Source organism: Balneola sp., assembly GCA_003712055.1.
GTDB lineage: Bacteria > Bacteroidota > Rhodothermia > Balneolales > Balneolaceae > RHLJ01.
Genome location: RHLJ01000002.1, coordinates 330,573 through 355,999, shown reverse-complemented (window position 1 = coordinate 355,999; position 25,427 = coordinate 330,573). Strand labels below are relative to the sequence as shown.

21 protein-coding genes are annotated in these 25,427 nt (G+C 40.1%); 4 read left to right on the top strand and 17 right to left on the bottom strand.

Translation table 11 applies throughout. From position 1 onward, the window contains the following. Positions 1-3 precede the first annotated feature (3 nt). Positions 4-1,353 carry an L-lysine 6-transaminase gene (locus ED557_06485; GenBank protein ID RNC84622.1) on the top strand — a complete coding sequence of 450 codons (1,350 nt, stop codon included), beginning with the start codon at positions 4-6 and terminating at the stop codon, positions 1,351-1,353. On the opposite strand, the gene ED557_06480 is transcribed toward ED557_06485, so the two are convergent. The 10 genes from ED557_06480 to tsaD all read right to left on the bottom strand — a co-directional run bounded on the left by ED557_06480 (position 1,354) and on the right by tsaD (position 9,998). Next, positions 1,354-2,073, bottom strand: a complete 720-nt coding sequence (locus ED557_06480) for an SDR family oxidoreductase (protein ID RNC84621.1) — start codon at positions 2,071-2,073, stop codon at positions 1,354-1,356. Positions 2,074-2,181: 108 nt separating this feature from the next. After that, positions 2,182-3,243, bottom strand: a complete 1,062-nt coding sequence (locus tag ED557_06475; protein RNC84620.1) for an alpha/beta hydrolase — start codon at positions 3,241-3,243, stop codon at positions 2,182-2,184. A 10-nt stretch (positions 3,244-3,253) separates the two neighbouring features. Then, on the bottom strand, positions 3,254-3,913 hold the full coding sequence (locus ED557_06470) for a DUF1648 domain-containing protein (protein RNC84619.1): 660 nt from the start codon (positions 3,911-3,913) through the stop codon (positions 3,254-3,256). 1 nt (position 3,914) lies between these two features. Further along, positions 3,915-4,175 (bottom strand): ArsR family transcriptional regulator, encoded by a 261-nt coding sequence (locus ED557_06465; GenBank protein ID RNC84618.1) that lies wholly within the window; start codon positions 4,173-4,175, stop codon positions 3,915-3,917. A 60-nt stretch (positions 4,176-4,235) separates the two neighbouring features. Next, a complete protein-coding gene (locus ED557_06460) occupies positions 4,236-4,622 on the bottom strand; it encodes a DUF2721 domain-containing protein (GenBank protein RNC84617.1) in 387 nt (128 codons plus the stop codon). Between the two features lie 12 nt (positions 4,623-4,634). Beyond that, positions 4,635-6,167, bottom strand: coding sequence for a hypothetical protein (locus ED557_06455; protein ID RNC84616.1), 1,533 nt, complete (start codon positions 6,165-6,167; stop codon positions 4,635-4,637). 71 nt (positions 6,168-6,238) lie between these two features. Continuing rightward, a complete protein-coding gene (locus ED557_06450; GenBank protein RNC84615.1) occupies positions 6,239-6,769 on the bottom strand; it encodes a superoxide dismutase family protein in 531 nt (176 codons plus the stop codon). Positions 6,770-6,778: 9 nt separating this feature from the next. Further along, the gene (locus ED557_06445; protein ID RNC84614.1) at positions 6,779-8,065 is read right to left on the bottom strand and encodes a hypothetical protein; all 1,287 of its coding nucleotides are present in this window, start codon (positions 8,063-8,065) and stop codon (positions 6,779-6,781) included. Beyond that, positions 8,058-8,984: a bile acid:sodium symporter family protein gene (locus ED557_06440; protein RNC84613.1), complete on the bottom strand. Its 927-nt coding sequence runs from the start codon at positions 8,982-8,984 to the stop codon at positions 8,058-8,060. The genes ED557_06445 and ED557_06440 overlap by 8 nt, the downstream gene beginning before the upstream one ends. Before the next feature lie 30 nt (positions 8,985-9,014). Next, positions 9,015-9,998, bottom strand: a complete 984-nt coding sequence (gene tsaD / locus ED557_06435) for a tRNA (adenosine(37)-N6)-threonylcarbamoyltransferase complex transferase subunit TsaD (GenBank protein RNC84612.1) — start codon at positions 9,996-9,998, stop codon at positions 9,015-9,017. A 31-nt stretch (positions 9,999-10,029) separates the two neighbouring features. On the opposite strand from tsaD, the gene ED557_06430 reads away from it, so the two are divergent. After that, complete coding sequence (locus ED557_06430; GenBank protein ID RNC84611.1) at positions 10,030-10,206, top strand: hypothetical protein; 177 nt, start codon at positions 10,030-10,032, stop codon at positions 10,204-10,206. A gap of 680 nt (positions 10,207-10,886) precedes the next feature. Here the strand turns inward: ED557_06430 and dnaK are convergent. Continuing rightward, a complete protein-coding gene (gene dnaK, locus ED557_06425; GenBank protein RNC84610.1) occupies positions 10,887-12,824 on the bottom strand; it encodes a molecular chaperone DnaK in 1,938 nt (645 codons plus the stop codon). 50 nt (positions 12,825-12,874) lie between these two features. Then, positions 12,875-13,309 carry an Hsp20/alpha crystallin family protein gene (locus ED557_06420; protein ID RNC84609.1) on the bottom strand — a complete coding sequence of 145 codons (435 nt, stop codon included), beginning with the start codon at positions 13,307-13,309 and terminating at the stop codon, positions 12,875-12,877. Between the two features lie 200 nt (positions 13,310-13,509). Between ED557_06420 and ED557_06415 the strand changes: the two genes are divergently transcribed. Together ED557_06415 and ED557_06410 are read left to right on the top strand one after the other, a co-directional pair. Continuing rightward, positions 13,510-14,862, top strand: coding sequence for a hypothetical protein (locus ED557_06415; protein RNC84608.1), 1,353 nt, complete (start codon positions 13,510-13,512; stop codon positions 14,860-14,862). Between the two features lie 13 nt (positions 14,863-14,875). Next, positions 14,876-15,754 carry a DNA adenine methylase gene (locus ED557_06410; GenBank protein RNC84607.1) on the top strand — a complete coding sequence of 293 codons (879 nt, stop codon included), beginning with the start codon at positions 14,876-14,878 and terminating at the stop codon, positions 15,752-15,754. 94 nt (positions 15,755-15,848) lie between these two features. Here ED557_06410 and ED557_06405 read toward each other — a convergent pair whose 3' ends face one another. The 5 genes from ED557_06405 to hflX form a co-directional block, all read right to left on the bottom strand. After that, entirely contained in the window at positions 15,849-18,821 is a 2,973-nt protein-coding gene (locus ED557_06405) for a T9SS C-terminal target domain-containing protein (protein RNC84606.1), read from the bottom strand. 81 nt (positions 18,822-18,902) lie between these two features. Continuing rightward, positions 18,903-20,189 (bottom strand): 3-phosphoshikimate 1-carboxyvinyltransferase, encoded by a 1,287-nt coding sequence (gene aroA / locus ED557_06400; protein RNC84605.1) that lies wholly within the window; start codon positions 20,187-20,189, stop codon positions 18,903-18,905. Positions 20,190-20,438: 249 nt separating this feature from the next. Further along, positions 20,439-23,435: a tetratricopeptide repeat protein gene (locus tag ED557_06395; GenBank protein ID RNC84604.1), complete on the bottom strand. Its 2,997-nt coding sequence runs from the start codon at positions 23,433-23,435 to the stop codon at positions 20,439-20,441. A gap of 30 nt (positions 23,436-23,465) precedes the next feature. Then, positions 23,466-24,128 (bottom strand): CBS domain-containing protein, encoded by a 663-nt coding sequence (locus tag ED557_06390; protein ID RNC84603.1) that lies wholly within the window; start codon positions 24,126-24,128, stop codon positions 23,466-23,468. Between the two features lie 2 nt (positions 24,129-24,130). Beyond that, positions 24,131-25,420 carry a GTPase HflX gene (gene hflX / locus ED557_06385; protein RNC84602.1) on the bottom strand — a complete coding sequence of 430 codons (1,290 nt, stop codon included), beginning with the start codon at positions 25,418-25,420 and terminating at the stop codon, positions 24,131-24,133. Between the last annotated feature and the right edge of the window lie 7 nt (positions 25,421-25,427).

The window sequence follows — 25,427 nt, the reverse complement described above, 5'->3', positions numbered from 1 at the left end:
TGTATGCAACAAACCAAGGCGGTATCTCCTGAAAATGTACGAGCTATTCTTGGGAGACATTTACTCACTGATGGATATGATATTGTACTGGATCTTGAAAAAAGCGAGGGCGCTTACTTATACGATTCGAAGCACGAACGAAGATATCTGGATTTCTTTACTTTTTTTGCCTCAAATCCATTGGGAATGAATCATCCCAAAATAGCCGGAGATGATGAGTTTGTTGCAAAACTTGGCAGAGTTGCTATTAATAAACCATCAAACTCTGATATATATACCGAAGAAATGGCTGAGTTTATGGAGGTATTTAGCAGAGTAGCTGTACCTAACCATCTGCCCCATTCTTTTTTTATATCCGGAGGTGCGTTAGCAGTTGAAAATGCCATGAAAGTTGCCTTTGACTGGAAAGTTCAGAAAAACTTTCAAAAAGGATACCGGGAAGAAAAAGGACATATGGTGCTTCACTTTGAAAAAGCGTTTCATGGACGTTCCGGGTATACCCTATCTGTGACCAATACTATACCTGATAAAGTAAAGTACTTCCCAAAATTCAATTGGCCTCGAGTAATTAGCCCGGCCATGAGTTATCCAACCTCTCCTGATAATATCTCGGAGGTAAAGAAACAGGAACACCTGTCCATTGCTCAAGCCGAACGCTTCTTTAAAACTCATAAAGATGATATCGCTTGTATCCTGATTGAACCTATCCAGGGAGAAGGTGGTGACAGACATTTCAGACCTCAATTCCATGAAGCTCTTCGGCAATTAGCCGATAAACATGAAGCACTCCTAATCTATGATGAAGTACAAACAGGAGTAGGTATGACTGGCAAATTTTGGGCACATGAGCATTTTGTTGAGCCTGATATTATTTCGTTTGGGAAGAAGGCCCAGGTATGCGGGATATTAGCAGGACCCAGAATTGATGAGGTGGAAACCAATTGCTTTAAGGTGTCATCACGAATTAACTCTACCTGGGGAGGTAATCTTGTAGACATGGTTCGGTTTGGAAGAATTCTGGAAGTAATTGAAGAAGAGAATCTTGTGACACATGCTGCCAAAGTTGGGAATTACCTTCAGACCCGACTCGAGGCTTTTGCTGATCAATATGAATACATGAGCAACCCCCGTGGTTTAGGCCTTTTCTGTGCGATAGATTTACCTGATACTCATTCAAGAGATTCAGTAATTAGTGAATGTATTAAGAATGGATTAATGATCCTTTCATGCGGTACCAACACAGTTCGCTTCCGTCCACCGTTAACAATTACTACTGAACAAATTGATGAAGGACTGGCTATTCTGGAAGCAGCTTACAAAAACGCTCTGGAAAAATGCCCGGTTACCGGTTAGCTAAACTAATTGATGGCTCTCGGGTTGAATCACTAGTTCATTAACTACTGATGCGCCGGGAGCCATTACCGCGGATAGCACCGACCGAGCTACATCTTTAGGATTGAGCATCATCTCCTTTTTAACCCTCATGCTTACCCGGTCATCGTCCCAGAATGGCGTATCGACTCCTCCTAAATAGAAGAGTGTAAATTTTACGTTGTCTCTTCTTAACTCTTCAATAAGTGCTTTGGTAAATCCCTGGATTGCGAATTTAGAAGCACAATATACAGAAGCATTTTTCATCACATATTTCCCCATACTTCCAGGAAACATGATCACATTCGTGGGACTGTCTTTAGACGAATGTTTAAGTACGGTTTGAGTTACTAAGAAAGTACCAAAAACATTAACGTCGATAAGCTCTTTAGCATCCGATGAATTAATCTCTCTAAAAGGAAGTATTAAACCCCGCCCGAATGCATTTACTAACACATCAATTACACCAAGTCCACTTATAACTTCCTCTACCATTCGGGTAACGGAAGATTCATTAGTTACATCTACATCAATCGCGTAGGCATCTCCCCCTTTTTCATTGATTGACTTAGCTATTTCCTCTGCAGTTGATTTATTTCGACCTGCTATTACTACCTTAGCACCTGATCCTGCGAATTCACGAGCGACAGCTGAACCAATGCCACCTGTTCCGCCAACAATAAGTACATTCTTTCCTTTCACTATGCGTCTTTCTTTATGAATAGTCACACACTGAAATGACAAGTAGAACTATTTTCGTTCCGGGAAAATTACTTTAAGGATAGCTCAATATGTTTTTGATGTATCAGTTTATTGGTAATGCTCCCCCACCCAATTACTTAGGCTTTCCAAAAACCCATCGATAAATTTTTTCTCCAGATATGCATATTCCTGAACCATCCCGTTTTTCGCCTTTTGGAATAGATGATTTGCTTCTGAAATTGTTTCCATTGTGCAATTTAGATCATTGCCTTCACAAATAGATTCCAAGGTAGTAGCATTTAGACTTGGAGTTACCTGAGTATCTAATTCCCCAAATATTCCAAAAATTGGAATATCAAGCTTGGCTATGTCCTCACCTGCATCATAATGAAGTAAGGTTCGCATTTGGGGAGTTTGTATGGCTCCGATCTGCTGGGCATACTGGGCGTCAGCAAAGGCATCAAAATCAGTGATAAAAGCCCGTTGTGCTTCTGGAAGTTTATCAATTTCTGTTCTCAATAATTCCCTGAACGCTTCCTTCACTTCTTCCCAACCTTCATTCGTTCGGGATGCCTCATAAGCTATTTTTTGAAACTTAAGTGTAGGAGCAATATCGGCTTCTGTTTTACCCATCATTGTTTGGATAATTGTAATCTGATCATCAATCACATCCTTTAAAGGTACCGTTGGAGCGGCCATTAAAATGAGTCCCTTAACCTCTTCCATTTGAGCAGCCGTTCGGGCTCCTACCATACCTCCCTGACTATGCCCAAGCAGAATAAACTCATCATATTTAGTATCAGCATCATTTTGGAAAAACCGAATAATTGCGGCCACGTCAGATACCAGGGTTTCCAGTGTAGCATCGTTAAAGACTCCCGTTGATTTTCCAACCTGCCTGTCATCAAATCTAAAGCTTGATATGCCCTGAGAAGCTAAATGATCTGCTATATCTTTAAAGGGCTTGAACCCTACCACCGTCTCATCCCGGTCTTGTGCTCCGCTTCCGGAAATCATTATGACAAGCGGATATCCGTTTTCGTGGTCACCTGCTAAATAGGATCCTGCTATATCTATCTCGCAGTTATCAATAATTACTTCCTGATCTTGGGCTACAGAATTAGTCGATACAAGTAGTAACAGTAGAAATAAAAGTGTGTGCTTTATCATGGTAATAGGGTTAAGAATCTGATTCTAATTTTTTAAAAATGATGAAGGAGTAAAACAATGGGATTCCGGCTAGTATTGATACCATTATCGTAGTGGAAACTGCCATCCAGCTCAAAGGAGTAATGAATGGTATGGCCATCATAACTAATCCCCCTACGATCCAAATTTTACTGGCTAGTCTATGGGTCTTTTTCCAAACCTCCGGACTCTCCAACGTCCAGGGAGTTCTAATGCCAATGAAGTAATTGGGCTTTATTGAATTCATATAGTTTCCAAGTATCAGAAAAAGAGCGCCAACTGCCAGGTATATATAAGGAGTAAAATTCGTTTCATTACCAAGCGATGCCGCCATTACAAAGGCATAGATACCAACAAAGAAAATGGCCGTGAATATTCGTATTGCCGCTATTGGTTTTTGGGTATTTGAAATTTTCTTTTTTGGATCGATTAATGGAAGAACCAAAAGGAGTATATATACTGCAACCGAGATCCCCGGAAGCATAAATGCATTCATCCATTTAGGGCCCCAGTCATCTGCTTCCCCACGTGCATTAAAGTGAGTTGGCACTTCATCCGGCAGTTGATCCCATAAGTATATGGAGGTGACAAATGGCGCTAAAAGAATTAGCCATACAAACCACTCTTTCTTTATTGTTTCTGTAACACTCATCTTATTCTGATTTTAAAAGATTAAAAAGCCATTGTGTTGCCTCCTCTAACGCGGTTGTATCTAGCGAATAAGTAATGAATTGACCATTCCTTTCGGTTGATACCAATCCCGCTTGTTTCAACAAATCTAAATGATGAGATATACTTGGTTTTGAAATCTCAAAAGCTTCAGCGATCTCACCTGCAGTCATATCCTTCTCTTTTAGAAGATTTAGGATATCTCTTCGAGTAGAATCGTTAAGAGCTTTAAATAGATTATTCATTTAGATATTTAGACAACTGTCTAAATATAATATAAAATCACTAACAAAAAAGAATACGTTTTACTCTAGATCGTGTAACTGAATGTTTAGTGCATCTACACTAATTATAATTTCTATGATTGAAAGGCCTAAAGAAATGAGTAGCATAATCAGGCTTATCCCGAACAGGATTTTCCCAATAATGATCAATCCCGCAAATAGAGCTACCATACAAAACACAGAAATAAATAAAGAACCAATACCTAATAGCTGCATATTTTTGACAAGAGAAACACGTTTTTGCAGGGTATGAATTTGGGCTCTCTTTCTTTTATCGCCGGTCTGTTCGTATTGACCATGGAGTGTTCTGATCAGGTTGGCCAATGCCAAAAACCGGTTAGTATATGCAAGCAACAATAGTGAGATTGCCGAGAATAAAAGTCCTGGAGTAGTGAGTGTGATTTCCATAGTTAATGGGATTTAGTTGGAATAGATTTTCCAAACACTTGATGAATATAAAGGCGCTTCAAACTGCTGCCGTAAAAAACCATTAATACTGAATGTTTCCATTCGGAAAGGAGTGTATTCAAATACCGGGATAAATGTGATTCCTTCCCATTCAAAAGGCTGCATAGATTCTAGTTGAGGCCAAATCATATGGGTATGATTAAATGGTGCTTTATATGAAGTGATATACTCGATATCATGTTCAACGATTGCAGACTTTATCAGGCTAGCTTCCACATCAAAACTTCCATATTCGGCAATTAATAATTTATCTGTGGAAAGAAAGTCACCGGGATCTCTTTTACTTTCTACAATGGAAACTGCCATATCACTCCAAATTACTTCCTCAGAGGTATGTACCTGAAGCCACTCTCCCGCAGCTTTCCTTGGTTCAAGGTTGTATTGGCGATAGTATGGAACTATTAATTGAAGCAGTGTAAGAGCCAAAAAGCCGAATACTAAACGTTCAGAAACAAAGGCTTTGAAATATCCTCTTTTCCATAAAGAGATAAACCAAACTATACTGATGGGCAGAGTAAGTACAAAGAAGCGAGGGTCGGGATTGGCTATAACTTTAAACTGAGCAATAAAAAAGAATAGCCAAAAACTTATGGTGATATATCCTAAAAGCAGATGCCATTTCCTCTCTGAAAGAGTTTCTGATTTCGCTGGTTTTTTTAGCCAGACAAAAAAGATCACAAGAGGAAAAGCTTGTACTAAGGTAGTTATCGGGACCAGAATATTATCAACCCAAAAATTTCCTTCATCTGCATAATAGCTGGTACTTCTTGTTGTACTCTCAAAGCGTTCCAACAGCCAGTTTAATGGATTCCCTGAATTGATATATGCCATCCAGCTCCAAATCCCAAGCCCAATCATTATTCCCGATATAGAATAAATTACACCCTTGTAGTTTTTAAAATAAAACAGAGGTAATACAGAAAGGCCTATTAAAACGGTTAGTTCTTCCCTTGTTAGAACAGCCAGCCCGCTAAAGAGAACAACAAGCACATACTTTTCTCTGTAGATTGATGCGAACCATGCGAGCAGCAAGAGTCCCCCCATCATCTCGGCCATATTTGCAACACTAAACACAATCAGATAGGGCATCAGAGCCACGGCTAATCCAATAAGTACTGCACTTTTCCTATCTAATAACTTTATCCCAAGCCAAGCTGAAAGTGAGGCTGTAAAAGCCCCCAATACCGAGTTCACTATGTTCATAGCAAGCAATGAGTACGAACCAGTAATCAGCATGATAAAGCTACCCCAGTATCTGTACAAAGGAAGCCAGGCCAAATGCCGGTCTTTGAAATCAGAGTAGACAAAGCCATTGTCTAGTGTGAGTTTGCTCATAATCAGATTATGATGAGCATCACCCCAAAAATCCTCAAAGCCGATTAGTAAAAGCAACCATCTTAGTGCCAAAGCGGTGAGGAAAACAGATAGAATAGGCGCTTTTTCCAGGTTCGCTAAAAGGTGATTAAAAGTAGATGATGAATTCAACCGAAATGAAAACTGTGGATTGTTTTAAGCAACCAAAGTTAAGTCGATTAGCATCAAAAGACTAAATAGGTTTACTCAGCTACCCCAATTACTCCACAAGCAACCCGAGGTCCTGATGCACCGGATGGTTGGGAGGTTAAATCGTCTTCACCAGCATGAATAATTATACCCCTTCCAATAATTTCTTCCATCAGGATAGTGGGATCAGTGTAGATTTGTTCTGCTTTTCCATTTAGAGCCTCTAGGTTACCCATATCACCCATATGTCGTTTCTTCATTCTATTTTGACCATGAATTCCAATAGAGAAAGGATCAAAATGACCCCCAGCAGAGGTACCATCTGAAGCTGTACAATTCCCAAATTGATGTATATGAAAACCGTGCTTATCACTATTCAAACCTGTTATTATTGCAGAAACCTGTACTCCAGATTCGATTTGGGTGAATTCTACTATACCCATGACACCACTATCGCCTAAAGGATGTATTACCGCGACCAGTTTTGAGATATCGGACGTTTTAGATTCATAGGGCTCTTTTTCTTCTGATTCGCAGGCTGCAAAAATGAATAACCCCAGAAGAACAATAGAAAGTCGTTTCATAAACAATAATTAGATTTCAGTGTAAGCAAACACTTTTGATCTAAATTCGTTCAGCTTTTTTAGGCCTTCTTCAAATTGTTTATGCTTTTCAGGGTGAGATTGGGCAAACTCCTTAACCCTCTTCCTCTCTTTAGCCTCTCTGACCATAAGGTTAGCATCTTTAAAAAGAATGGATGTCATAAGGCTTAAGCCAATGTAAACCTGGATATACCCATCCGGAACACCAGCAATCCACAGTATCAAGCTAATGAGTAGCCAAAACACCGGGAAAAGAATCATCCCTAATATAAACTTTATGGATGCATCAAAAGCATGATCCTTAATTAGTTTCGTAGTTATTCTGCGCACAGGTTGATAGGGAATTAAATTATTAAACCAGCTAAACAGGTAGAATGGAAAAAATAATACCATGGATAACACAGGTTTTTTTCTTCCGGCTATCGACTTGATACTAAAATCGTTCTTTTCAGCGATTTCATATACAGTTGTTGCTGTTTCCACGATTTCAGGGTTTAAATGGGACTCTAATTCCTCTACTCTCTTGTTTACTATTTTGGGATTTATAACCGCTTCTGATTCTTTCTCCAGATCGTCGAGTAGAATTTTATGCGCCGGGTAATGATCCAGGTTAGGGACATGCATGATTGTTTTCTTTATGCCCTCGCTTACTTCTTCTTTCAGCTTAGCCGTTGCTTCCCGTTCATCTTTCTCAAAAAGCTCTTTGTATTTCTTCATCAGAATTGGCTCTCCGAATACTACCCTTACCGAGTTTCTGGATCTCCGATGTTCCTCATAATTCAGTCCAACCGGAATTACATGTAAGTTCATGTTCCAGCCTTCCCTCACTTCTGCATCGAAAGCAATCCGGGTAAAACCTTTACTCAACGGCCGGACTCTTCTTCTTAAATCGTGATTTGCTTCCGGGAAAACCAGTATGGCATCATCGCGCTTCATGTATTCAATGCACTGGTCAAAAATGGCATTATTTTTTGTTACTGAACTCAATCCATCTCTGACACGGTATACAGGAAGCATATTCAGGCTCCTGAGAAATTTACCCATCAAAGGAGGGTTAAAGGCCTGTGCTCTTGTAAGAAAGTAGATAAAAGGGTTTACATGGGTTACTACCAGCAGAGCATCCATAAAGGAGTTCTGATGATTGGGAACAAAAAGAATGGGTGCTTTTTTAGGGAGCCTTTCCTTTCCCTCAATAATGATACGTTTATAGAAGAGATGTAAGCCAAATTTTACGATAGGGTACCTGAACGTTTGGTACCACAACCAATTCTTACGCATAGTTAAACATTTTTTGGAGCTTCTTTTTCCCAACCGACCAATACCAGCCAATGGTAAAGCCCATAATTATATGCCAAATACCCCACCAGGCTGCTATAAGTGCCATTCCTCCCAACCCGTCAAAGAAGTTGAATATTAGTAATAAGCCCAGTCCTGAGTTTTGTATCCCCGTCTCAATAGAAATGGATTTTTTGTCTTCTTTTGAAAGCTTAAGCATAAAGCCTATGAAATATCCTCCGGAAAGAGCCATCAGGTTATGTAAAAATACATACCCGATTACATACTGTACGTAGTTGAGGAAATTCTCAAAGTTTAATGCGAAGGTGATCACAACAAATGCCCCAAAGAAAACAATGCCAAATATTTTAATTCCCTTTGTAAGCCTAGCAGCTAATTCGGGTTTCTTATGTCTTACAATCATCCCGGCAATTAAGGGAAGTCCCAGGATCAGTACTACAATTTTGAATACCTCATAGATATCTAAACTGACTTCCTGAAGAATAGCGTTAGTTGGTGCATACAAGCTTGCCCACAAAGTAAAATTTAGCGGAGTAGCAATAATGGCAAGTAACGTAGCTATGGCGGTCATACTTACAGAAAGTGCTGTATTGCCACCTGCTAATTGTGAGAAGAAATTCGAAATATTCCCTCCTGGGCACGCAGCTACCATCATCATCCCCAAAGCCAAACTTGGTGCGGGTTCAAGCAAATAAACAACCAAAAAAGTAATGGCGGGTAAGAAAAGAAACTGTGAGAATACTCCTCCGAGTGTTGACCTCGGATTCTTAGCCAAATCCTTGAAGTCCTGAATAGTAAGCTCTAATGCCACCCCAAACATGATAAAGCAGAGGGAGATATTCATTATCAATAATCCCCCACCCCCCAAATTAAGCTGCAACGCGTCTATAGATTCACTCATGGCTGTGAAAGTAGGGAATTTGAAGTAGGATTACACAGAAGCAAAAGGCTTAATCCCTACATCATCAAAAAGCCCCAACTCTGCTTTCATCTTTCCAGTGATTGCAATCATTGCAGCATTATCGGTGCAGTAACTAAGCTTTGGAATATGAAGGTCCAGATCCAGATCAGACGCTAATTTCTGCGCCTTCGACCGCAGCATAGAATTTGCTGATACTCCACCTGCCAATGCTACAGTCTTTACTCCAGTTTCCTGAACTGCTCTTTTAAGCTTTTTGATTAGCACTTCTGTGATCGCTTCTGAAACACTGGCACTTAAATCATTGATATTTTCTTTCACCCACCCCTCTTCTTTGTTCTGAATGAAATAAAGTGCGCTGGTTTTCAAACCCGAAAAACTAAAGTCCAAACCTTCATTTACCAGAGCCTGGGGAAATTTATGGAAAGCTACATTTCCGGATTGAGCCAGCTTGTCCATCACTGGGCCTGCCGGATAGGGTAACCCAAAAATCTTTCCAATTTTGTCAAAAGCCTCCCCCGCTGCATCATCTCTGGTTTGCCCCAAAATCTCGTGATCGAATGGAGCCTTAACATGGACCAATTGGGTATGACCTCCCGATACCGTGAGACAAATGAAAGGAAAGGAAGGTGTGCCATCAATAAAATTGGCATAAATATGAGCGTCCATATGGTTGATTCCTATAAGCGGGATTCCTCTCGAAAGTGCGAGTCCCTTTGCAAAACATAGCCCTACTAATAACGAGCCCATCAACCCCGGGCCTTGAGTCACAGCAATAGCATCTATATTCGATAAAGAAGTGTCCGCTTCTTCTAAAGCCTGCTTGACCGTGAATGAAATTGTAGTTTGATGAGCTCTTGAGGCCAATTCTGGTACTACTCCTCCAAATTTAATATGAATTGATTGTGAGGCAATCACATTGGACAGAACGTTTATCCCATCTAAAACCGCCGCCGAAGTATCATCACAAGAGGATTCTATACCTAAGATTTTCATAGTTCAAAAATACAGAAATTATCATCATTTTATGCCCGGGTCTTATTTATACATTTCGGTCACTTATAGGCTCAACCTTTCTTCCAAAGACATAGCTAATATTTTTAGTATTATTCCTAAGAGCGTAAATCAAAGTCGGTATCGGCTCCGGAAAAAGTTAAACCTCAATTCGAATTCAAGTTTAACTAACTACTTGAATGTGGTATAAAGAGTGAGTCATATTATTCGTCATTGCGAATAAGTTTGTCGATAGACAGACGTAATGAAGCAATCTCCGCAAAATTGCTTCGGTCGTGTTCCACTGACTCCCTCGCAATGACTAATCAGTTATGCTAGCTCAAAATCTCGTTTTACTTCTGCTTTAACTTGCTTCTTGATACGAAGGTAATCTTTCTGATTTACGCTTCCATTATTAACCAGTTCTTCAAGCAGGTACTCGAGAATTAAAATCTTCTCTCTATTCTTGATTACTTTTTCCATGATGAGTTTTGATTCAGCAGTCATTGTAATCTCCTCTTCTACTTATACTTACCTTTCATAACATATCTTCCTGAGGCTTATTAAACAATTGTAGCCCAGGAGGTTTTTAGATCAAGGCTGGTAAACCCGATCGCATTATTTCATTTTTGATGAAGCTGTTCCCGGGTTATTTATTTATGTGGAAAGGAAGTTTCGAATAACAAATATTACTTCTCTAATAGTTAGAAAAGCGCTTTTTTATAATTTTTTAAGTCATTCTGAGCATACCTGCGAAGAATCTAATTGGATATTAAGCCGCTTAGATACTTCGGCAATAGCCTCAGGAAGACTGAAGAGAGGGGTCTGGAGACCAAAAAAAAGCCCCGCTCATAGAACGAGGCTTTAAATGTATCTAAATAGAGTGAACTATTACTTCTTCTCGTCGTCGTTATCATCAACAACTTCGAAATCAGCTTCTACTGCTTCTTCGGCATCAGATGACGCCTCTTCAGAAGCGGCTTCACCACCAGGAGCTCCTTCGGCTCCACCTGCAGCAGCTTCGGCTTGAGAAGCAGCATAAATTTCCTGAGAAGCAGCTGTCCATGCAGTATTAACTGCTTCGATCGCTGAATCTATTTCCTCAAGATTTTCTGTCTTATGTGCTTCTTCTAATTTAGCAACGGCATCTTCAATGGCAGTTTTGTTGCCTTCTGAGATTTTATCACCGTATTCATCCAGCTGCTTTTTTGTGGAGAAAATTAGGCCATCAGCCTGATTCATCTTCTCTACTTTTTCACGGATTTTCTTGTCTTCTTCCTCGTGCTCTTTAGCAGCCTGCTTCATCTTTTCGATTTCCTCATCAGATAACCCTGAAGAAGCTTCGATTCGAATACTTTGCTCTTTGCCAGTTCCTTTATCCTTGGCTTTAATATCTAACACACCGTTAGCATCCATATCAAAAGTCACTTCGATTTGAGGCATACCACGCGGAGATGGTGGAATACCATCAAGATGGAAACGACCTAAGGTACGGTTACTTGCAGCCTGAGCTCGCTCACCTTGTAGTACATGAATTTCAACACTGCTTTGGTTATCAGCCGCGGTTGAGAAAACCTGAGACTTACTTGTAGGAATAGTACTGTTCGACTCGATTAATGGAGTCATCACTCCACCAAGTGTTTCAATACCAAGAGTAAGTGGAGTTACATCAAGAAGAACTACATCTTCAACGTCTCCTGAAAGAACGCCGCCCTGAATGGCTGCACCTACTGCTACTACTTCGTCAGGGTTAACCCCTTTACTTGGCTCTTTGCCAAAAAACTCTTTTACCGCTTCCTGTATTCTTGGGATACGTGTTGATCCACCAACCAGGATTACCTGATCAATTTCGCTTTTACTCATCCCGGCATCTTTCAATGCTTTTTCACAAGGTACAATAGAACGCTTAACCAGTTCATCAGCTAATTGCTCAAACTTGGCACGACTTAAATCAACATTTAAGTGCTTTGGTCCATCCTGAGTAGCGGTAATAAACGGAAGGTTAATGTTCGTTTTCTGAGAACTTGAAAGCTCAATTTTTGCTTTTTCAGCAGCATCTTTCAATCGCTGCATTGCCATTGCATCGTTTCTAAGATCAATGCCTTCTGCTTTTTTGAACTCATCAGCAAGGAAGTCAATAATCAACTGGTCAAAATCATCACCACCAAGGTGTGTATCACCATTTGTTGACTTTACTTCAAATACTCCATCACCTAGCTCAAGGATAGAAATATCAAAAGTACCACCACCAAGGTCATATACTGCAATGGTTTGATCTGTATCTTTTTTATCTAAGCCGTAAGCCAATGCAGCGGCTGTAGGCTCGTTGATAATTCTCTTTACATCCAGTCCGGCAACTTTTCCTGCTTCCTGTGTGGCTTTACGCTGTGCATCGTTGAAATAAGCAGGCACAGTTACTACCGCTTCTGTTACTTTCTCGCCTAAATATTCTTCAGCGGTTTGCTTCATTTTTTGAAGTACCATTGCTGAAATTTCTTGTGGAGCATATTTACGGTCATCAATTTCCACACGTGCGGTGCCGTCTTCTCCTTTTACTACTTTGTATGCAACCTGTTTGGTTTCACTTCCTACTTCATTGTGCATACGCCCCATAAATCGCTTTACGGAAGCAATGGTTTTATCCGGGTTGGTAATGGCCTGACGCTTTGCAGGGGCTCCCACCAGTCGCTCACCATCTTTACTGAATGCTACTACAGAAGGAGTGGTTCTGCCACCCTCTGCGTTTTGGATTACTACAGGCTCGTTTCCCTCCATTACGGCAACGCATGAGTTTGTAGTTCCTAAGTCAATTCCTATGATTTTTCCCATTGGTTTAACTCTGTTTTAAATCTTGTGTTCTGTGTTTGTTTTAATATGAATTAGTTTACCGGAATAGAGGTAGTGTCTTTTAGCTTGTCTGATTTTGGCATAGACACTGTTAATACTCCGTTTCTAAAATTCGCACTGATCTCAGCTGAATTCACGGTCTCAGGAAGAGCAAAGGAACGAGCAAAAGCCCCTCTCCTTCTTTCTTGTCGCTTGAACTCTTCGCCTTCTCCAGTTTTAATGTCTCGCTCCCCTTTAATAGTGAGAACATTATTCTTTAGCGCGATTCCAATTTCTTTTTTGGCCAACCCTGGGAGATCCAATAAAATCTTGTATTCTTCTTCGCTTTCAATGATATCACAATCAGGCGCGAAGTCTTTGTCATCGTTGGATAGTGGTACTACTTTTTCAACGAACTGCTGTACATCTTTGCCAATCTTAGAAAGATGCTTCTCAATCTCGATTCCGAATTCTGTAAAATCTCCCATAATGCTCACCTTCTTATTTAAATTCGAAAAGGAGAAAGCAAGCACAATGCCAATTCTTCTTTCTGTTTTTGACTATGACTAATTGTCAATTTAATTGACAGAAAAAAAACGATTCAAAGCAAAAGTGAGTATTGAAAACAATATTTTGCTCTTTTTGGATTACCATTATTTTATTTACGTTTAAAAAAATTCTTAATGACATGCCAAAATCAGATTTACTCCGGATAGAAGACCTTTCATTGGATTTAAAGAATTTTCGAACCATACCCCAAAAAAATGAAATCGAAGCCATCAGGACTATGACTTCAATTAGCCCGGATAGATTCTATGGGCTTATGGCAAGCATTTTAGATGATGGCCTGTTTTTGACTGAAAATTTGATCATTCTTAAAAATGATCAAATGACAGTCAAAGAGGGCAACCGTAGAGCTGCGATTATGAAGCTTATACATGGTATTTATGAATTAGAACAATTCACGATTCCTTCAAACCTTAGAGATAAAATCAAGAGCCTCAATGATTCATGGTATGAAGAAAATGTACTAATTCCATGTACAATTTTTGAGATGGCTGAATCTAAAACCGTAGATAGGATTGTTAACTTAATTCATGGGAAAGGCGAAAAGGCAAGTAGGGATCAATGGACTTCTGTAGCAAGAGCCCGACATAACCGCGACGAAAATAAAAAAACTGAATACGGTCTCGATTTGCTCGAGAAATATCTCGTAAATGGCCAGAATGTAACATTAAAGCAGAAGGAAAGATGGAGTGGGGATTATCCAGTTACTGTTCTTGAAGAAGGGATTAGAAAGATCCTCGAAAGACTAGGGTTTAAAAACTTTTCGGATTTAATAGCAAAGTACCCAATGATTGATCTTAGAGTTGGTCTTGAAGATCTGATACATGATATAGGAAATGGAGTAATTCAGTTTAAACATATTAGAAATTTGGAAATAGATTTTGCGCATAAGTACGATATACCTTTGATTGAACAGTCGAGTGAAGACGATGAAAATGATGAGTCTGATGACGAGGGTTCAAGTAATGGTACTTCGAAAGGTAAAAGCAAAAAAAAGAAGACATCAAAAACTGCTGCAGCAACAAATACATCTCGATTCGTCAAAACGTTATTAAGGAAATTTCATCCTAGAGGAGATAATCGACAAAAAGTTGTCACGATTCGTGACGAAATGAGAAATCTTGACATCAGTAAAACGCCTTTGGCCTTTTGTTTTTTACTAAGAAGTATTTTTGAGATATCTGCTAAAGCATATTGCAAAGATCATGAAATTAAAATCGTTGACAAAAAGGGAAATAATAAAAAGCTTGTGGATTTACTCCATGAGATTACGAACCATTTAACAAAAGATGAAAAAGACAAAACCATGGTTAAAACTTTACATGGGGCACTAACAGAACTAGCCAAACCCAAAGGTATACTCTCTGTTACTTCAATGAATCAGTTAGTTCATAGTGAGTCTTTTTCAGTGATTCCAAGCGATGTGTGCACTCTTTTTGGTTCGATCTTCCCACTCCTACAAGAAATGAACTAATTAGATAAACAAAATGCAGACACCTCTAAGATACCCTGGCGGTAAGCAGAGATTAACACCTTTTGTCAAAGAGGTGTTAGTAAAAAACTCAATATCTGGCCACTATGTAGAACCATATGCAGGAGGGTCCGGCGTTGCCATTAAGCTACTACTTTCTAGAAATATTGAATCAGTCCACTTAAATGATTCTGACGTTCGTTTATTTGCGTTTTGGTATTCTTTAATGAACCATACTGAGGAGTTGTGTGATATGATATTGACTGCTTCTCTTACAGTTGAAGAGTGGGAAATGAGACGGCAAATAGTCAAGGAAGCTAATACAAATGACCTTTTACAACTAGGTTTTAGCTTCTTCTTCCTAAATAGATGTAATCGCTCCGGAGTTTTATCTGCAGGTTTAATTGGGGGGAAAAAGCAAACTGGCAATTACAAGATGGATGCTAGGTTCTCTCGTAATAATTTGATTCAAAGGATTGAAAGCATCGCGAAATTTAAAGACCAAATTTTTATACATAATCTTGATGCCGAAGACTTCCTTTCAGGTATTGTATCAAAACTTCCTCAAGATGATACTTTAGTTTACTTAGATCCACCATACTACAATAAAGCAAAAGACTTATATCCGAATTTCTATGAGCATGAAGATCACATTCGAATTTCTGAATTTATTCAAAATAGAATATCGCACAAATGGATTCTCTCATATGACGGTGTTTCAGAAGTCTTAGATTTATATCAGCAACGAAGACATTTTTTGTACAACCTTCAATATTCTGCTTCAAAAAAATATAAAGGCTTAGAAGTGTTCATTTTTTCTGATGATGTGGAAATGCCTGAATCAAGCACCTTAGAACATGTAAACCAAGGACTTAAAGTGTTGTTAAATACCTAATACCGGGATTGATTTACTCTTTTTGAAACAACTTCTCCAAATCCTCCCAAACCCCGGAAGCTTAGCGCGCGACTGTAACCCTGAAGGAAGGAAGCTATTTAGTCAGCACCATTTTTTGTGTAAGTGTGATATTCGAAGTCTTAAGTTGATACAGGTAGATACCGCTGGCAAGACCTGACGCATCAAAAGTTACCACATGGCTCCCTGCTGTAATATTCTCATCAAGTAATGTTTCTACTTTTTGCCCAAGAATATTGAATACAGCCAACTCTATCCTGGTACTTTGTGGAATGGTAAAACCAATAGTGGTAGTAGGGTTAAATGGATTCGGGTAGTTTTGATTTAACGCGAAGCCATCGATCCGATCATCTTCTTCACCGATTGATGTTGGAATAGTTGCGTTCTCCCATCCCGGAGTTCCACCTTGGCGTGATGAGGCCACCCAACTCGCAGGAAGTGCATTATCCGCTCCTGTATCAGTCAATTCCAAGGTCGCACCGTTACCATCTGGTTCTGTTGGCCATGGTGATTCGTCATCATAAGAAACAATATCAACTAAGGTATTATTGCTATTAAATAACCGAACATCATCACCATTCCCTGATAACCCAAAATCAAAATCTCCGATGAAATAACGTGCATCAGGGTTTACTGTTTTTAAGCTGGCTGTATCATTGGCTATCACAAGATAACCATCTGCCTTAATGATGGTATTATTGGGAATTACATACTCATGAGTATCATCTTCGTCCTTAAAAACCCAACCCGATATATCCACGTCTGTTTCAAGTGGATTGTATATCTCTATCCAATCTCCGGTATCAAAAGCATCTGATGAATTGTAATTAATCTCATTTATAACCAATGATTCAAAGACCTCTTCGAATGTAACGGATATCTCTACCGGCTCACTATTTAATGCTACCGTGATGTTCTTATCGGTTGAGTAAACTTCGCCATTTACCATCCAACTGCTAACCTGATATCCAAACTCTGGATTAGCATCTAATAAGATATTTGTGTCAGAAAAATATAGACCCGACCAATCTTCCACAGAAACATCGGGTGTTAATGAATTGATGGTAACTGTTCCATTCATCGTGGATTTTAGAGTTACTCTGAGCGTGTCATTTCCTAGGGTATCAGCAATTTCACTATATAAGTGTGCAGGATATTCAACAACGTAGTCTTCTATTGACTCTCGGATATATTCCATATCAAACTCGGTAAAACCGCTAATATCATACCAGCCATCGCTCCATCTGGCTATATCCCTTGGGATTTCCGGGCCTATCTCTTGATTGAGATCAGAGATCAGAGGAAGTAAATAATCAGGTTGAAAAGCCGTGTTCATCATATCAGCAAATCGATTGAGAAAGATTTCCTTATAGGTTGAATTAGCCATCATTCGCCCAAATAACCAAAACCCGTCTGGCTCTTCACTGAGAAACTCTTTTAATGAGGGATAATACTCATTTGATTCTGCTCCAAGGTTCCTCCACCAGTCAAAGTCATGAGAAATAAAATGCCATTTACCACCTTCTTCCTGTGGTCTCCAGTACCGAAGATTATTTGGATCTCCATGAGAAGTATATACCTGATAGATCCAGTGATCGGTAAAACTTTCCAAATCTATGACTGATTCAGCATACTGAAAGAATTCATCTCCTTGTAGAGAGGCGTTTAGAAAATTTTCGAGTACGGCTTCATACGCTTCAATATCGCCATCTTTCACCTCATCGTAGTCCTTGATCATATCAATATCTTCAACGCCATATCTTGACTCTACAAAATCATCATTCTTACGTTCGTAAATATTATAATTCCCCCAATACTGCCCATTTATATATAGAACTGAATATCTGTAGGCCTGCATGGCATTTTTGTGACCCCAATCGAGGTTAATTTCTCTCATTAATTCGTTAAGTAGTCTGGAACGCTCTTCCGCTCCTGCTCTCAGTACAAAACCGTCATACCTTTCATAATCATTTTCTTCAAACAACGGGTATTCCAATGCTGACAATCCAAAGTCAGCGTTATTATTAATGATGAAAGTTTTCTTCAAAAATCCTCTGCTGAAATTCCCTCCTATTTCTGCTTCAGCATCAAATTCAAATTCCGTATTTCCAAATTCATTCAAAAACTCAATACTTACCGGGTACTGAAAACCTTCCCAGAAGTTGGCTCCTTTAAATGGATATACTCCAGTGGTTTGAGCCGAATCTCCAATCACATACATCCCTTTGTCAAAATCGAATAATGAATCAGGGTCCATTACAAAAGAAACAACGGGGATAGTATGTTGGTCTTCAAAAATGTAAGTATTCGTAGATGTTGAGCTTGGCTGCTTACCACTTTCAATGGCAATGGCTCGCACTACGGTAGAAGTATCAAAAGAAATTGGTGCAGTATATAATTGAGAAGAAATGGTTGGTACTTTTCCTCCTGTCTCAAATCTGATTTCAGCTCCATTGACAGCGGTTAGCCCGATAGTAATTTCATTAGCATAAAAACCGCTTGCCAGCGAAAATTCAGGAACAGTTGAAACCTGGTCTATCCCACTTCCGTTGTTACTAGCATTGGGGGTAGGGTTCAGAAACCCGAAACTTCCCCCTCCATCTATACTCCTTCCAAAAGAAATGTCACTCATTTGTTCCCCGAAAGAAACCGAATCAATAACTGTACTACCGTCGGTATCTGTTATTGAAAAGTGCTCTCCATCTGCACTCAATTTAAAATCGATATGTCCTGCTCCCTGTTCTGTATCTGAATCGAGCCATAGAATTAAATAACCTTGTGCGTTAATTGTGGTTTGTGCACTTGACGTATTTGGAATCTGCCATTTAGTTGGCTCATCTGGGTCGTCCGAAACATACATACCAGCAAGATTTACTGATAGATCACCCGCATTATAGATTTCCACCCAGTCATCAAACTCTCCACTTGCATCAGCAATGGTATTAGAGTTGGATGCCATTATTTCATTAATGGTTAACTGAGCACAAACTTCTTTTGCCGAGGTAAGTAGTAAAAAAAGTGTGGAGATGAATAGTAATTCTTTTCTCATAAACTAGAATATTAATACCCAAATGCTAAGTAACTATAAATCAGCTAATAAAGCTAGTTTTTATTCTCATTTGATGATGAGCTATTCAGATAAACTTTCCAAATCCTCCCAAAAGCCTGGATAGCTTACCGCTGCACTTTCAGCGTCTTCAATTTCTGAAGCTTGTTTTCCTTTAAGAGAAAGCACAGCTGATGCCATGGCAATACGATGATCATGAAAACTTCGAAAAGAAGCATAATCGAAAGTATGATCCGGATTTCCGCGGATAACCAGGCCATCATCCATTTCTTCAAAATTGGCACCTACTGCTTTAAGCATTTTAGCAATGGCCTTAATCCGGTCTGTTTCTTTATGGCGGAGTTCTTCTGCTCCGGAAATAATGGAGGTACCGTAGGCAAAAGTCATTGCTACAGCTATAATAGGAAGTTCATCAATGCAATTGGGGATCAGTTCTTCTTTAATATGAATCGACCGTAATCCAGCTGACCGAACTATAATATCGCCAGCTGGTTCGGTTCCTTCCATGTGCTCATTCTCGATGGTAATATCTGCTCCCATCTGCTTCAGGATTTCAAGCAAAGCATTGCGGGAAGGGTTAAGCCCCACCCCTTCCATTCTAATTTCCGAATCTGGAACAATAGACCCTGCCACCAACCAAAAAGATGCCGCTGAGAAATCTGCAGGGATAGTATAGCTTTGGTTTGGGATGTCATCAACAATTGATGACGAGATCACTTTTTTACCGTCTTGCTCTTCTACCTTGAGATTCAATAACCGCTCGGTATGATCCCTGCTTGGAACTGTTTCGATAACAGTAGTAGGAGTTTCTCCAAATAGCCCGGCTAAAAGAATGCACGATTTCAGTTGTGCACTTGGAATAGGGAGCTCGAATTCAAGCGGAGTTAACCTATCTTCACGGGTTACAAAAAGCGGAGCATAAGCACCATTTCTTGCCAGAATATGCGCTCCCATCTTTTCAAGGGGAGTAATGATACGAGTCATTGTTCTGGATGAAAGAGAGGGATCTCCAATAAGCTTTACAGCTGCTCCGGCACCAACTAACACCCCAGATAGCAAACGCATAGCTGTTCCTGAATTACCACAATCCAGTTCATCCGATACAGGTTGAATACCATAGCGTCCACACCCTTCAATAGTGACCACACCAGCCAACTGAGTAACTTCTGCTCCCAATAATTGCACACAGTTTAACGTGCTTTGCGGATCATTTGCCTGAGAGTAATTCTTGATCACAGATTTTCCATCATGCAATAATCCAAATATCGCAGCACGTTGTGAGATTGACTTATCCGGTGGAGGAGTAATGGTTCCTTGAAGAGAATGTGCTGGAGAAACGGTTTTAATCATTACTTATTAGTGTATTGGGTAGATAGCTGCTAACTAAAAAATTGCCTTGTACTTTTATATGGTTACTGAGTTTCTTCAGCCCGGGTAAAAGTATCAAAAACTACCGAAAGAAATGAGCTTATTGGAGATGTGTTTTGTAAGGGAACCCACCCCTGTCCCCTCCCAAGAGGGGAACTCTTTTATCTAAAGAAAATCATGGATATGGAGCCTCCCCTCCACCGGAGGGGATTGAGGGGTGGGTTAAATTCTTTATGAGTCCGAACTATCGATTAGTTCTTGTGCTTTTTGTGCGGCTTCCGTTCCAGGATAGATTTCAATAATCTCGTTAAGAATGGCGATAGCATCTCCTCGGTTACCTAATAGAATATTACACTCAGCAGATTGATACATTCCCGAAGAAACCCAATTGTCAAAAGCTTCAAAAAGCACTTTTACTTTGGCATATTCAGAAATGGCTTGTTCATAATCCCCTTGTTCCTGATAAAGTTGTCCTAAACGAAATTGTGCTTCGGCTCCAATTTCAGTGGTGTTATGATCAGCTATTGGAGCTAATATACTTTGAGCTTCTTCATAATTTTGCTCAGCTAGTGCCACCTTCCCTAAGCCTACACTAGCCGCTTCATTCCCGGCATTTACATTAAGTGCACTTTCATATTCCTGGCGGGCATCTTCATATAATCCTTGTGCAAGACTTGCATTCCCCATCCCAATGTAGGCTTCCTGAGAAAAGCGACTGGCTGTTCTTAGCAATTGATCGAAATAGCCATGAGAGCGATCAAAATCCCCTTGCTCATAATACAATAATCCAAGTGCAGTAAGTGCAGGAGGAACCTGACTGTCTCGAGGATAATCATCCACTACGGTCTGGTAAGAACTGATTGCCCGGTCAATTTGACCTATCTGGCGGTATGATTCTCCCAGATTCATGTAAGCTTCCGGAGCAAGCGCGTCGGAGTTAGTAACTCTCAAATACTGTCGGAATTCCCGAATTGCTCCTTCATAGTCTCCGGTTTGAAATACCGTTTCAGCCTGACGATATCTTAACTGATCTGCTGTTGAGCTCTGGGGATTATCACCCAAAAACTCCTCAAGAATTACTGAACTGGAATCTGCTCCACCGGAAGAAAGCTGAGCATACTGAATTCCGTTAATGGCTTCTATGATATACCTGCTTCGAGGATAGTCATCGAGGACTTTTTTATAGGCATCAATTGCTCGATCATATTCACCTGCATTATAGTAGGCATCCCCAATATTATATTGTGACCGAGCCGCCCAATCTGTTCCTGGATATCGGCTAATTACCGTTTGAAATTCTTCTATTGCCTGAGAATAATTCGAGGTATTTAAATAGATATAGGCAATGTTATACTGGGCCTGCTCGCGAAGTCTACTGAATGGATAAATCCTAAGCATGCGCCGGAAATTACTCACCGCCTCAAAAGTACGATTTGAGCGATAGTAGCTATTTGCTACCTGGAACATAGCATAGTCACCACCTGGTTCGGCACCAATTGCCTGATTATAAAACCTGATCGAATTTCGGTAATCGCCCAGAGCGTAATACGCATCCCCTATTCTTAATCTGGTATCAATATCATAAGGGAAAAGAGCAATTGGAGGAGGATTGTAGTTGTTCAGGAAATCTTCGAGAGGCCCAACAGCCAGATCGTATTCACCCGTTTTGAAATAGCACCATCCCAATGAATATCGAGCAGCTCCGATCATCTCATTTTCCGGATAGTTGTCAATAAACAGCTTAAATCGACGTGCCGCATTTGAAAACTGATCTAGTTTATAATAGCTGTCCGCACTCCAGAACAAAGCTTCTTCTCCCAGTTCAGTGTTTGGCGCTTCTGCATATACCGCTTCGAAAATAGGCTGAGCCTGTTCATAAGCCTGATTTCTAAACAGAATCCATGCTTTCTGGAACCGTGCCTGACGCCTAAGCACCGGATCAATGTTGGCTACTTTCTCAGCTTCTTCAAATGCCCTTGAAGCACCGGTAAACTCATTATTTGCGAAATAAGCCTCACCAAGCATAGTGTAAATCTTTCCCGGATCTTTTAGTTGATCCTGATTCCGAATCAAGGTAAGCAGAGTCTCGATAGACTCCCCGTAATTACCCCCTTCAAATGCTGAAATCGACCATTCATAATAGGCTTCTTCAACCCACAACCCGGATTTATAGCGATCTCCAAATTCCTGAAAAGTTTCCATCGATCGCTGGTAGTTTCCGGCCAGTTTATGATTCACCGCTTCATAATACATAGCCTTTCTGGAAAGCTCATCATCACCAATTATAGCCCGTTCAAAAGACTGAGCCGCCCAATGAAAAACTTTCTGTCGATTATATAACCACCCCAAGCCATAGTGAGCAGCAGCTTCTCTATCGGTCCCTTTTGTTAGGTTGATGTACTGGAGATAGTCTTTTGTAGCTTCATCATAATTACCCAAATAATTATGCGCTTCTGCCATCAGGAAGAGTGCTTTAATTTTTGACTCATCATCAAGAAAAGGCATTTGGGTATCCAGAGCTACAATCGCTTCTTCAAATCTTCCTTGCTGGTAATAAGACTCTCCCAAGGCCGTACCAACTCTTCGGGTAATGGGGTTGTTTGGATATCGCTCTTTGAGTAACTCGAATGCAATAGCAGAGGAATCGTATTCATTTTCGGTCAGATATAGCCTCCCTCTTGCATATAATGCTTTGGGCGCCCACTCTGATTGTGGGTATTCATCTGCAAGTTTCAAGAAATAGTATCGAGACTGGCGGTAGTCTTGTTTTTCTGCTGCAGCTTCAGCTACCCAATAGGTAGTTTCGGCAGCTTTTGCCGTTCCCATCCATGACTGAACAGCCTGGTTATAATAATTGATAGCTCCGTCATAATTCCCCTGATCAGTAAAACGATGTCCAAGATCTTTTAAAAGAATTACTGATAAATCACTTCCTGGGTATTCAAGTATAAATTCCTGATAATGAGCTTCTATATTAGCGGAATCAACCCCTGTCCAGGCTCTTGCCAGGTAAAAATCCGTAGAGATTCTTAATTCATGCCTTGGGTATGCGCTTTTAAATTCCTCCAGCTTTGAAATAGACTCTTCAAAAAAACCATCCAGGTATAGTGATATACCGAGTTCGTAATTGGAAGTCTTTGCATCTTGAAGACCTTGCGAGTAGGCAAAGCTATTTAATAATAAAATGGTGGTTAGTGCGAAGAAGAAGCGCTTAGCAACAAGGGGCATGTATGTCGCAGTATTGGTTAATTTTACTCCTTATATATCGAGATAACGAATAAGTTCATCAGCTCGGTCAGAAAAATCTTTTTCAAGCGTAGCACTACTCACCTGAGAGGTGATGACATATCCATAACGTTGCAATGCAGCACTTACTGGCGATGAATCTACAAGATGAAGCTTTACAGATACCCTATAAAATTCATTGTCATCATCAGGCTGTTGTACTGCCACTCCCAGAATTTTAGCACCTTCACTTTCGATGATACGAACCAGTTCAGAAAGAGTGAAATCATACGGCATCATTTCAATAGTTAGAACAGAGCCAAAACTTTCAAGGTTAAATAGATTCCCTAACGCTTCAAGCACGTCTCTCTTTTTAATAACTCCCTGAAAGTTCATTTCTTGATCAACTACAGGAAGAATGAAAAGCTCGTGTGCGAGCATTTCCCTTGTAGCTTCAAAAAGGTGTTGATCCTGTGGCAGATAGATATTTTCCTCAAGTGGAATTTGCTGTATATAAACCTGCTCATCATCCACTTCTATCAGGGTTTCCAGACCAACCATTCCAACCAGCTTCCCGCCATCGATAACAGGAAATTTCGTTGTATGGAGTAAATCCAGCTTGGTCAATGCCAATGCCACTGTATCAGTAATTTTCAGTGGCGCGATGTCGGTATTTAGAATTTCCTGAACTAGCATGCTTAGATAACTTCCTTATACACTCCAATAGTATTTAACAAATGTGATAATTGCTTGAAATCTTTTTTCGACATACTAAAACTTAATTCCACATCACTGCCTTTATACTCCTCGCTAACAGCAGTTGCATGCTCATGAATAAAAGCTACCGCTTTGTATTTAGAAACTGGTATTCTGAGCGTTTCGGAGATGTAATTATCCTCGATCAATTCCTCAATTTTTTCCTCTAACTCAGAAAGGCCGATTCCTCGTTCTGCCGAAACCAGTAACGAATCAGGGTATTCGTCCCGTAGCTGAGAAATACGATCAACCGACATTCGATCAACTTTGTTGAAAACGAGTAGCGTTCTTTTGTTTAACGCTTTAAGCTCTTCCAGCGTGGTTTCAACCACATCTATATACTCGTGGGCCATATTGGAAGATCCATCCACAATATGTAATAAGATATCTGCTTCTCGTACCTCATCCAGTGTTGACTTAAAACTTTCTATAAGATTGTGCGGTAATTTCCTGATAAAGCCTACCGTATCTGAAAGAAGAATCTCGTGGTTTGTTAGCTGATGCCTGCGAACGGTTGAATCCAGAGTAGCAAATAATCGGTCTTCAGCAAGTACATTGGTTTGGGTAAAAGTATTCATCAATGTCGACTTACCGGCATTCGTGTATCCTACCAACGAAACTTTTGTCATCCCCTCCCGGCTTTTGCGTTGAGTGCTACGCTGACGATCCAGTTTTTCAAGTTTAGACTTAAGCACACCAATGCGCTGTCCGATAATCCTTCTATCGGTCTCAATCTGAGTTTCACCGGGTCCCTTAGTTCCAATTCCACCACTTTGCCTGGAAAGGTGAGTCCAATATCGGGTAAGTCTGGGCAATAAATATTGAAGCTGAGCAAGTTCTACCTGTGTTTTAGCTGCTGCTGTTTTGGCTCTGGAAGCAAAAATATCAAGAATAAGCGCACTTCTATCGAGCACTTTTACATCTGTTCCACCCTCAATATTTCGAATTTGAGTAGGCGATAAATCGTCATCAAAAATAATGGTTCCAATATTCAGGGCTTTCATTTGCCCTTTTAGCTCTTGCAGCTTCCCTTTACCAACATAGGTAGACACATCAGGCCTGTTTCGTTTTTGAAGTACTTTTTCGATGGTAATTCCACCGGCTGTGTCAGTAAGCATTTCCAATTCTTCCAGATATTCTTCTGCCTGAAAACGGGTAATATCTCCGCCATACAGTCCTACGAGTAATACCCGTTCTTTTTGGATGTCTTTGTTTTTAACGTCGTCTAGCAACTGAAAG